This is a genomic window from Streptomyces rectiviolaceus, assembly GCF_039533825.1.
GTDB lineage: Bacteria > Actinomycetota > Actinomycetes > Streptomycetales > Streptomycetaceae > Streptomyces > Streptomyces rectiviolaceus.
Genome location: NZ_BAAAUG010000278.1, coordinates 1 through 8,867, shown reverse-complemented (window position 1 = coordinate 8,867; position 8,867 = coordinate 1). Strand labels below are relative to the sequence as shown.

Sequence of the window (8,867 nt, the reverse complement as noted above, 5' to 3'; positions counted from 1 at the left end):
GCGGTGGTCGGGGCAGTCGTCGCGCTCATCGTCGCCGGAGACTCCGCCGCAGGGCTGACGGGGGCAGATGCATGTCTTGAAGGTGCCGCCCAGGTGAGTGGTGCCGTGCTTCACGTAGTGGGAGGCGCGGGCGATGGCTTCGACGTCTCGTTCGGCGGTGGCCATGGTCAGTCCTCGTCGCCGTAGTACTTGTCGTCGACGTACTCGGAGGCCTGCTCGGCGCGCATTTCCTCGTACTCCCACTGCCGTGCCTGCTCGTCTTCCTCGTCCCGCTGCTCCGGGGTGAGCGCGGCACGGCGTGCTTCTTCGGCGGCTTGCTCGGCGTCGACGCGCTGGCGCCAGGCGGCCGCGTCGAAGTTGGGGTCGTCGTTGCACGGGAAGTCGTGGCCGCGCGGGTGCGGGCAGGGCAGGTAGTCGTCCGGGTCCAGCGGGTGCGTGATGCTGCCGCAGACCCCGTCGGGGATGGGCCACGGCCCCAGGGTGGTGGAGGTGAGCAGGTCGGCCAGGGGGCGGCGCTGCTCCCAGGTCGTACGGGACATCGCGCGCGTGCCGTCCGGGTACACGCCGGACCAGTGCCAGCGGTCGATGTGGAGTTCGGCCACACGCATCAGGTCGGGGTGCCGCTTGAGGTTGCGGATCCTGTTGGCTCCGGCGATCCACCAGCCTTCGATCTGGTCGCCGTTCTGGTCCTCGTGGCGAATGTTCCCGTTGGCGTGCATCTCGTGGAGGTACCAGATGTCTCGGCCGTTCCGGCCGCCGTGGTCGGGGCTGTGCCAGTCGCCGTGGACGATGAGCGCGTAGTGGCGTCCCTGGTAGGTCGTCCACCACTCGCCGTCCCGCTCTTCCCAGTCGAGCCGCAGTTGGATGCGCGGCGGGTCCTGGGCGGGATGGCCGCCGCGACGGGCGGCCGTGTACGTGGTGGCGGCGCGCTGCTGGCGGCTGCGGGCGCGCGCCTTGGCTCCGCTGGATCCGTTCTTCGTCATGCTGTCCTCCACACGGCGAGATCCCACGCCTCCCACCCGGGGTCGTGACAGTACGACGGGCGGATTCGGCGGTGCTCCGCGGGACCACTCCCTGAGGGGGTCCTTGGCCTCGTCCTGGCTGCGTGGGCGCCGGGCGGTTCGTGGCGTGCGGCGTACGCGTCTTGCCGCTGATTCAGAAGTCTAGGGGGTGCCGCTGACAACCCGGGTCAGATTCCGGGGAGCGGCTCCTGTGTGGCTGGTGGTGAACGGATCTAGCGGCGTGGGGCGTTGATTCGATAAGCTGCGCTTGCGCGATCAGTGTGAATCAAGGCCACCCCCGGTTCGGGAGGTGGCCTTCTTCGTTCCTGCGTTCAGGCGTGACGGCCTGCGATGCGGCCGCCTACAAAGCCGCCGCCGATCTGAATGGCCATCATGGTGAAGCCTCCGGCCAGAAGGCGGGGCAGGGACAGGTCGTCGCCGTCACCAGGCAGGACAACACCGGCCATGGCGGCAAGGCCGACGAAACCGGGGATCGCCATGCCGTAGAGGAAGAGGCGGGCGGTGAAGCTCATGAGCTGCTCCTGTGGTCGGGTCAGGCGGCGAGGCGTACGCGGGGGCGGTAGTCGGCGTCGTCCTTGTCGCGGGCGAGCTCGTAGAAGAAGAGGGCCTGTACGTCGTCGGCGGGCGCCGGGGCGGGCCGCTCGTAGGTGGTGGGCTCGGGCCGGGTGAGGACGTATCCGGATCGGTGGGCCGTGTAGGCCAGGATGCCGGACAGGTGGAATTCCCTTGCCTCGCCGCGGAGTCGGCACATCGCGATGACGACGAAGCCGCCGCCGGTGACCTTGCCCGTCTTGGAGATCTTCACGGCGGTGGTGCGCAGTTCGCTGATTTCGATGGTGCGCACGGTGGGCTCGGTCTCGCCGGGCTTGAGGTACGTGATGGTCACGGCGGTCTGCCTGTCGAGGGCGCGATACAGGTCGGTGAGCGTCTTGGTGGTCGTCTGACGCTTCGTGACCTTCATCTGGTGCCCCCTGTGTTGTGGTGTGGTTCCACAGTAGCAGTTCTCTATTGCGTACGTAATAGAAGTAGGCGTAAGATCTGGAGCACCGGGACCGACCCGCAGTACACACCCCAGGTGCGTACGTAATAGAAGATGGAGGACACTAGGCGTGCCCACACCCCACACGCGGCGCCCGCCCGGACGCACTGAGCGGCGCCGGCGACCGGAAGGACACGCCGCCATGCCCCGGCGCACCAAGCGCGACCAGCTCGAAGACGCCCGCCCCCACGTCCAGGAGCTCCTGGACTCCCTCACCGACAAGCGTCCGCAGCAGGCCGAAGCCCTGGGCGTCGTGCTCGCGCTGGCCGAGGACGCCGTCAGGGACACCGAGGCGCAAGCCGCCCTGGACGCCAACCTGGACAAGACGTTCGCGATCCCCGTCGAATCCGGCCTGTTCCTGCGTTCCTACGAATCACCGAACATCAAGGCCGAGATCACCGAGGGGTGGGAGGCGTTCCTGAACGGCAAGTGGGAGCCCACCCAGCCGGTTCGGGCAGCTCGTGGCACTGGCGTATCAAAGTCCCCCGTCAACGTGCGTATGCCGAAGGAACTGGTTGACCGGGTCGAGGCGGCCGCCGACCAGATGGTTGCCGACAAGGGATGGTCCACCACCCGTGGCAGCAAGCTGACGGCCCGGCACGTCGCCGCGCAGTGGCTGGCGTTGAAGTACCCCGCACCGGAGACAGACACGGCCGCCGAGTAGCGGCTGCCCGGCGGGCTGGCCCGGGACGCCGACACCCGGGCGCCCGCCGTTCACGAACACATCGCTAGGAGACCTCATGGCGTACGCGCCTGAGGCCCCCGCCACCAGCACCACGGCGGAGGGCCCCACCTCGCACACCCAAAACCAGGCCCTGAACCTCAACACGTTCGGCTACACCCGCGAGCAGCAGATGGAAGCCCTGCACAAGCTCCGGGAGGCCTTCAAGCCGGAGGAAATCCGTCACCTGCCGCGCGTCTGGTGCGGGCAGTGCAAGAGCGCAGGCCGCGACGGTTGCCCGAGGCACCCCGTGAGCAAGTGCGGGAAGTGCAAGCAGCAGATGCCGAACGGTGGCCATATCGACCTGGCGTATGTCGGGCACGCGGAGGCCACGAACCGGCTGCTGAATGTGGACCCGTTCTGGGACTGGGAGCCGCTGACGGTCGACGAGCGGGGTCTGCCGCAGGTCGACGGATACCGGGGCTTGTGGATCCGGCTGACGGTGTGCGGGATGTCCCGCCTCGGGTACGGGCACGCCGGTGACAAGACGGGCGGGGACGCCGTGAAGGAGATCATCGGCGACGCCATCCGTAATGCGGGGATGCGGTTCGGGATGGCGCTGGATCTGTGGACGTCGTCGGACCTGGAGAAGATCGAGTCTGGGGATGCCTCCCCAGAGCGGGACGGCCGGGAGCAGCCGAGCACACCGGCCGCCGCGAGGGCGGGACAACCGACTCCGGGCGCCACCTCAGACGACAAGACTGGGGTCCTGGACAGGTTGTATTTGCAGGCGGTCGACGGCCGTACGAGCCCGCTGGTCCTCACCCAGGTCCGCGGTAACGCGGCCAAGGAGGGGGTCCTGGAGTACGACGTGGAGGGGCCGCCGCCGGAGCGGAAGCGGATGCCGTTCCGTCAGTTGCTGGACGCCCTGGAGACTGCCGTCAAGCAGCAGCAGAAGGCCGCGCAGAGCGGCGGCGAGGGGAGGGCCGCCTGATGTATCAGAACGCCACCCGCGAGGACATCGTCCGGGCCCTCAGCTCCGGGCGCTCGGTGTCCGCGATCGGCCGCGACCTGCGCGCCGACCGGGCTCGTATCCGGCGGATCCGGGATGAGCTCGGGCTGGCCGCGTACGTTCCTGCGGCGCGGCTCCAGACGCTGGAGGAGAAGTGGGCTGAGTCCGCTCGGCGGGTGGATGGCGGGCACGTGGAGTGGACGGGCGGGCGCGGCACCCGCGGCGGGACACCGGTCATGCGGTATCGCGAGCGGAGTCACAGCCCGGCTGCTGTCGCCTTCCGGATCCGTACCGGGCGTGACGCGCAGGGCCGCACGTTCGCTGACTGCGGCTTCAACCACTGCGTCGCCCCCAGCCACGTCCAGGATGAGGTGGAGCGGGCTGCGGCCCGTGCGGCGGCGCGTACCCGTCCCGAGCCCGCAGCCTGCCGCTACGGCCATGCTCACACCGAGCACGGCCGCTACGCCCCCGACGGCACCGCGTACTGCCAGCGCTGCAACTGGCTGGCCCAGCACCCCGAGCACGACGACCGGATCCGCCGCACCCGCCCGCAGACCCCGCAGGAAGCCTTCCAGCAGCAGATCGAGGAGGTCGAGGGCGGGCACGTGCAGTGGACCGGCCCGAGTCATCGCGGGACTCCCGGGCTGCCGTGGCAGGGAACGACCCTCTCGCCCCTGCGCCTCGGCTTCTCGCTGCACCATGGCCGCGATCCCGAGGGTCACGTCACCTCCACCTGCCCGGTGCCGCTGTGCGTCGCCGGGCCGTGTCTGAAAGACCGGCCGATGCGCGAGGCCGCACGGAAGGCAGAGCGAAAGGTGGATCGCCTGTATGCCTCGATCTTCGGGACCGCGGCATGAGCGCGGCCTGGGAGGAGAACGCGTCCTGCCGGAATCTGGAACTCAGCCTGTTCTATCCCGCCAAGGAGGCAGTGGAACAGGCCGAGCAGGCCCGCACGGTGTGCGCCACCTGCCCGGTACGCGAACAGTGCCTGACGTCGACGCTGGCCGACGAGAAGCGGCTGACCCCCTCGGACCGTGACGGGATCCGCGCGGGGCTGGACGGCCGGGAACGGTACATCCTGCAGCACGGGCAGCCAAAGCCCCGCCAACGCAAGCCCCGCACCCCGCGTCCTGCCAAGCCGCGCACGCTCGCCCCGTGCGGAACGCCCGCCGCCTACGACCGGCACATGCGCCGCGGTGAACCGATCGACGATGCGTGCCGGGTGGCCAGACGCGTCCGCTACCGGCCCGACCGCCGCACCCTGGCCACCGATCCAGTGCGCCCGGACTGCGGCACTCGCAGCGGCTACCAGTGGCACACCGCTCACCACGAAGTCCCCTGCCAGCCCTGCACCGACGCAGACCTAGCCGCAGCCTGGTTCATCCGCCAGCTCGCCGCCACCACCGGATAACCCCGCGGGCCACTTGAGCCCGTACGTCCGCCCCACCGGACCCCGATCACCCCCACACCCTCCCGGCCCGACGCCGAACGGAGCTCCGTCATGCGCAACACCCTGTACACCCTGGCCGTCCTCGGCGTCCTCGGGATCCCGCTGCTCTACGCGGAGGTCGTGCACGTGCGCCACAAGCGGCGCCTCCTGCGCGGTCTTCCGGCCCGGCACCGGACGCCGCTGACCGAAGCACGCCAGCGCCTCCTGGACGAGGTGAAGGCCTATCAGCAGACCCGCGCCGAGGTCGAACAGATCATGCGCGACGCCCACGTGAAGTTCGGGCCGCTCTACGACACCCCCACCCGCGAGATGCCTGCCCGCGACCACGTCGACCACTGAACCCGAGTCCAGATGAAGGGAGGTGAGGGCCATGTCCCCCCGCCTGCTCCACCTGGTGGCCCTCGCCGCCCTCACCGCCACGCTGGCGGCCGCCGTGCACTTCACCCGGCTGCGGCGCGCTCTGCTCACCGAACGGGCCGCGCACCGGCTCACCGACGCCGCGCACCACCGCGAGCTCCAGCACGCCACCCGCCACCACCACGCGGCGGGCCTGCAGTTGGCGGTCCTCGCCGACGCCGACGACGTCCTGGACGCCGCCCTGAACACCCATCACCGCCCGGAGGGGGGACACCGATGACCCACACCACCGCCGCCGCCCGCATCAGCCCCGAACACGCCCGCCAGGACCTCGTCGATCACCCGCACTACCGCTACCGCGGGTGTGCACCCGACCCCGACCAGCCCACCCAGGCCGCCGGCAACCCCGACCTCACGCTGGACGCGTGGGAGGGCCAGGACATCGACGGCGCGGAGAACCAGATCGAACGCCGGGAACGCCAGGCCGCCGCGATCGAGGTGTGTATCGACTGCCCCGTCATGGCCCGATGCCTGACCTACGCCCGCACGTACAGGGTCGAGACCGGCGCAGACGGCACCCAGAAAGCCGTCCTCACCGAACCGTCCGGCGTCCTCGGCGGCATGACCTCCCTGGAACGACACCGCGAGTTCATCACCGCCCAGCACCGCATCGTCGCCCCAGCGCCGGACGCCCGGCTGCGCACCGCACAGAAGATGGCACTCCTGACCGCGCTGGCCGCCCACACCCACCACGACGACGTCGCACGGGCAGCGGGCATGGACCTGCGCACCGCGAACTGGCACCGCAGCGCCCTGACCACCCTCCTCGGCCTGAACAAGAAGACCGCCCTCCGCCAGGAGTTGCTCGCCGCTGCGGTGGAGCGCGGCCTGCTCAACGCCGACCGGATCGTCGCCGACGACGGGACGGTGCCCGCCGTCCCGCGGCCCGGACAGCCGCGCACACCTGCCGCCGCACGCTCTGCCCGGATCAACCCGTTCGCAGCGACCGAAGCGACTCACGGCCCGTCAGCTGCCCGCCCCCTCCCGTCCCGGCCCGTACCTTCCCGCCCGGGGCGCCTGCGGGTCCTGCGCTCACGCGTCCACGCCGTCGACGGACAGCTCGAACTCGACCTCGGGCTGAGCGCCGGGGCGACCGTGACCACGCTGCCCCTGCCCTCCACCCGCACCCTGGAGGCCGCAGCGTGACCACCCCCACCCCGGCCATCCCCGGCGACGACCACCCGGCCCCCTCCGCACCGGGACCAGACACCGCCGACGTCGACCAGATGCTCGCCGACCGGTGCACCACCAACGGCGAATGGCTCGCCGGGATCATCGCCGCCGCCCAACTCGACACCGCAGGACGCCCCACCAAACTCCCCGCCGACCTCTACCCCCACCTCCCCGCCACCGACGTCGACGTCATCTGGGCTCGCGCCCTCGCCGTCGGATACCGCGCCGGACACCTCGCCGCCGCCCCCCGCTACAACCGCGACCTCATCGACCGCCTCCAAGCCGAGCTCGCCGTCGCCGGATACACGGCCATGGCCCGCCAGATCCTGCGCACCACCCGCACCCACACCACCACGGCGCCCTCCCACCCGGCCGACGACGAACAGCACCGCGCACGGGGAGGACACGAGTGACCCGCCGCGGCCGAGGCCGCCCGCCCACCTTCATCGACGCCCAACGCACCCTCTACCTCGACCTCATCACCGAAGGCCTCTCCCTGGACGACGCCGCCACCCGTACGGGCATCACCCGCCAGTGGGCCAACCGCGTCGCCGCCAACGACCCCAGCTTCAACACCGCCCGCGAGCTGGCGAAGAAAGAAGGCAAGCGCGCACGCATCGACCGCCTCCCACACGACGAATACCGCTACAACCACCACAAGTGCCGCTGCACCACCTGCCGTACCGCAGCCACACAAGCCCGCACCGGACGCCGCACCAAGGAGACCGACGACACCACCAGCCCCGACACACCACACCCGCCGCAAGTGATCGACATGCGGCAACGCACCCCCACCCGCGAGGAGTCCACCCCTCCCCCACTGCTGGCCAGAGCTTCATGAGGCCCGCCGGGCCACCATGCAAGATCGCCTTATTTACGTTCCAAAAATGTAGGACAGATCCCAAGACTGCCGCACGGGCGTGCGATGACCTGGATATCTGCTGATCAGTCAGATGAACGACACAGCTGGGGAGAGTGGGGACAGATGGGGACTCGGATTGGTACGCTGCGCTTGGCGCCAGACGACCACTCATATGTGAGGCCCGGTCAGAAAGCCCACCCACAACGTCAAACGGCCCCGCTTGCCGCTTACGCAGCAGTCCCGATGTTTGCCGCATCAGGACGCGGGGCCGGCCGACACCACACACGCAACCACACGAATGAAGGCGTCAGCTATATGGCGAAGACTACCCGGACACCCGGGCTCTCAGACAGTGGGACCTCAGCCAGCGACGTGAAGATCACACCGTCGCACAGCACAGGCCCTGTCACCACAACCCTCAGCACACGATGACGTGGGCGGGCAACGCCCCTCGGTCGTACGAGGAGTGGCGGCCCGATCAGCAGGACACCACGGTCGTCACCGCAGGAGAGGTCGTTCCTGGAACGGTCGTCGCCTGGGACTTCAAGCCAATGCTGATCACGAGCATTGAAGAGGTCAACCTCGCCAACTGGAAAACCAGCTTCGTAGAGGCGTGGCGTGCCGCAGGAGAGCCCGACCCGGAGGTCTGGGACGGGCGCATGCTGTACGTCCACAACCGGCAGGACCAGACAGGCGATCCGCTGCGCCTGGGCACTGCCGGTGCCTCATGGAAGTGGCTGGCACTCCCGAAGCACTACGCAGTCTGCAGCCACTGCGCGGACCTGCCGCCGTGCCGTGAAGTCTTCCTGGACCGCGTGATGGCGATCGAAGGACGGCGCCTCGACTTCGAGATGCGCCTGGTTCACGGCACCTGCCACGCCTGCGGAGACCGCGTCACGCCCAGGGAGCACAGCGTTCTGTTCCCCGGGGGCAACCTGATCCGCCCCGACCTCGGCACGAACACTGCTGTGTTCCACACCCGACGCTCCTGCCTACCGATCGCCCTGGCCTACCAGGACCGATGGGTGGCAGCCGAAGACGGCCGCACTCCGCGCATAGGGGACGGCGCCCGACTGTATGGAAAGAGAGATCAGATGACGTAGCGCGAATCTGCGGCGGGAGGTCCTGCTGCTCCCCTGCCAGGGAGACGCTTCCTCAACCGCCTGGCCGCTTCCGTCCGTTCAGTGGACTGCCATCCACCGTCCGGCCTTGCGGCCTCGTACCACTGCCC

General features: G+C 69.7%; 13 protein-coding genes. 10 read left to right on the top strand and 3 right to left on the bottom strand.

Annotated elements, in window-relative coordinates:
- Window positions 1-167: 167 nt before the first annotated feature.
- The 3 genes from ABD378_RS43875 to ABD378_RS43865 all read right to left on the bottom strand — a co-directional run bounded on the left by ABD378_RS43875 (window position 168) and on the right by ABD378_RS43865 (window position 1,983).
- A complete protein-coding gene (locus ABD378_RS43875; RefSeq protein ID WP_344531106.1) occupies window positions 168-983 on the bottom strand; it encodes a hypothetical protein in 816 nt (271 codons plus the stop codon).
- A gap of 350 nt (window positions 984-1,333) precedes the next feature.
- On the bottom strand, window positions 1,334-1,534 hold the full coding sequence (locus tag ABD378_RS43870; RefSeq protein ID WP_344531104.1) for a hypothetical protein: 201 nt from the start codon (window positions 1,532-1,534) through the stop codon (window positions 1,334-1,336).
- 20 nt (window positions 1,535-1,554) lie between these two features.
- Window positions 1,555-1,983, bottom strand: a complete 429-nt coding sequence (locus ABD378_RS43865; RefSeq protein ID WP_344531102.1) for a WYL domain-containing protein — start codon at window positions 1,981-1,983, stop codon at window positions 1,555-1,557.
- A 220-nt stretch (window positions 1,984-2,203) separates the two neighbouring features.
- Here ABD378_RS43865 and ABD378_RS43860 point away from each other — a divergent pair, with 220 nt between their 5' ends.
- The 10 genes from ABD378_RS43860 to ABD378_RS43815 all read left to right on the top strand — a co-directional run bounded on the left by ABD378_RS43860 (window position 2,204) and on the right by ABD378_RS43815 (window position 8,739).
- Complete coding sequence (locus ABD378_RS43860; protein WP_344531100.1) at window positions 2,204-2,725, top strand: hypothetical protein; 522 nt, start codon at window positions 2,204-2,206, stop codon at window positions 2,723-2,725.
- Between the two features lie 76 nt (window positions 2,726-2,801).
- A complete protein-coding gene (locus tag ABD378_RS43855) occupies window positions 2,802-3,716 on the top strand; it encodes a hypothetical protein (protein WP_344531098.1) in 915 nt (304 codons plus the stop codon).
- The gene (locus ABD378_RS43850; RefSeq protein WP_344531096.1) at window positions 3,716-4,591 is read left to right on the top strand and encodes a hypothetical protein; all 876 of its coding nucleotides are present in this window, start codon (window positions 3,716-3,718) and stop codon (window positions 4,589-4,591) included. Before ABD378_RS43855 ends, ABD378_RS43850 begins: the two co-directional genes overlap by 1 nt.
- Complete coding sequence (locus ABD378_RS43845) at window positions 4,588-5,145, top strand: WhiB family transcriptional regulator (RefSeq protein ID WP_344531094.1); 558 nt, start codon at window positions 4,588-4,590, stop codon at window positions 5,143-5,145. The genes ABD378_RS43850 and ABD378_RS43845 overlap by 4 nt, the downstream gene beginning before the upstream one ends.
- A 90-nt stretch (window positions 5,146-5,235) precedes the next feature.
- Window positions 5,236-5,523 (top strand): hypothetical protein, encoded by a 288-nt coding sequence (locus tag ABD378_RS43840; RefSeq protein ID WP_344531092.1) that lies wholly within the window; start codon window positions 5,236-5,238, stop codon window positions 5,521-5,523.
- 31 nt (window positions 5,524-5,554) lie between these two features.
- Window positions 5,555-5,821: a hypothetical protein gene (locus ABD378_RS43835; RefSeq protein WP_344531090.1), complete on the top strand. Its 267-nt coding sequence runs from the start codon at window positions 5,555-5,557 to the stop codon at window positions 5,819-5,821.
- The gene (locus ABD378_RS43830; RefSeq protein ID WP_344531088.1) at window positions 5,818-6,747 is read left to right on the top strand and encodes a WhiB family transcriptional regulator; all 930 of its coding nucleotides are present in this window, start codon (window positions 5,818-5,820) and stop codon (window positions 6,745-6,747) included. The genes ABD378_RS43835 and ABD378_RS43830 overlap by 4 nt, the downstream gene beginning before the upstream one ends.
- The gene (locus ABD378_RS43825; RefSeq protein ID WP_344531086.1) at window positions 6,744-7,187 is read left to right on the top strand and encodes a hypothetical protein; all 444 of its coding nucleotides are present in this window, start codon (window positions 6,744-6,746) and stop codon (window positions 7,185-7,187) included. Before ABD378_RS43830 ends, ABD378_RS43825 begins: the two co-directional genes overlap by 4 nt.
- Window positions 7,184-7,615 carry a hypothetical protein gene (locus tag ABD378_RS43820; RefSeq protein ID WP_344531084.1) on the top strand — a complete coding sequence of 144 codons (432 nt, stop codon included), beginning with the start codon at window positions 7,184-7,186 and terminating at the stop codon, window positions 7,613-7,615. Before ABD378_RS43825 ends, ABD378_RS43820 begins: the two co-directional genes overlap by 4 nt.
- Window positions 7,616-8,064: 449 nt before the next feature.
- Window positions 8,065-8,739 carry a hypothetical protein gene (locus ABD378_RS43815; RefSeq protein ID WP_344531082.1) on the top strand — a complete coding sequence of 225 codons (675 nt, stop codon included), beginning with the start codon at window positions 8,065-8,067 and terminating at the stop codon, window positions 8,737-8,739.
- The last annotated feature ends 128 nt before the right edge of the window (window positions 8,740-8,867 follow it).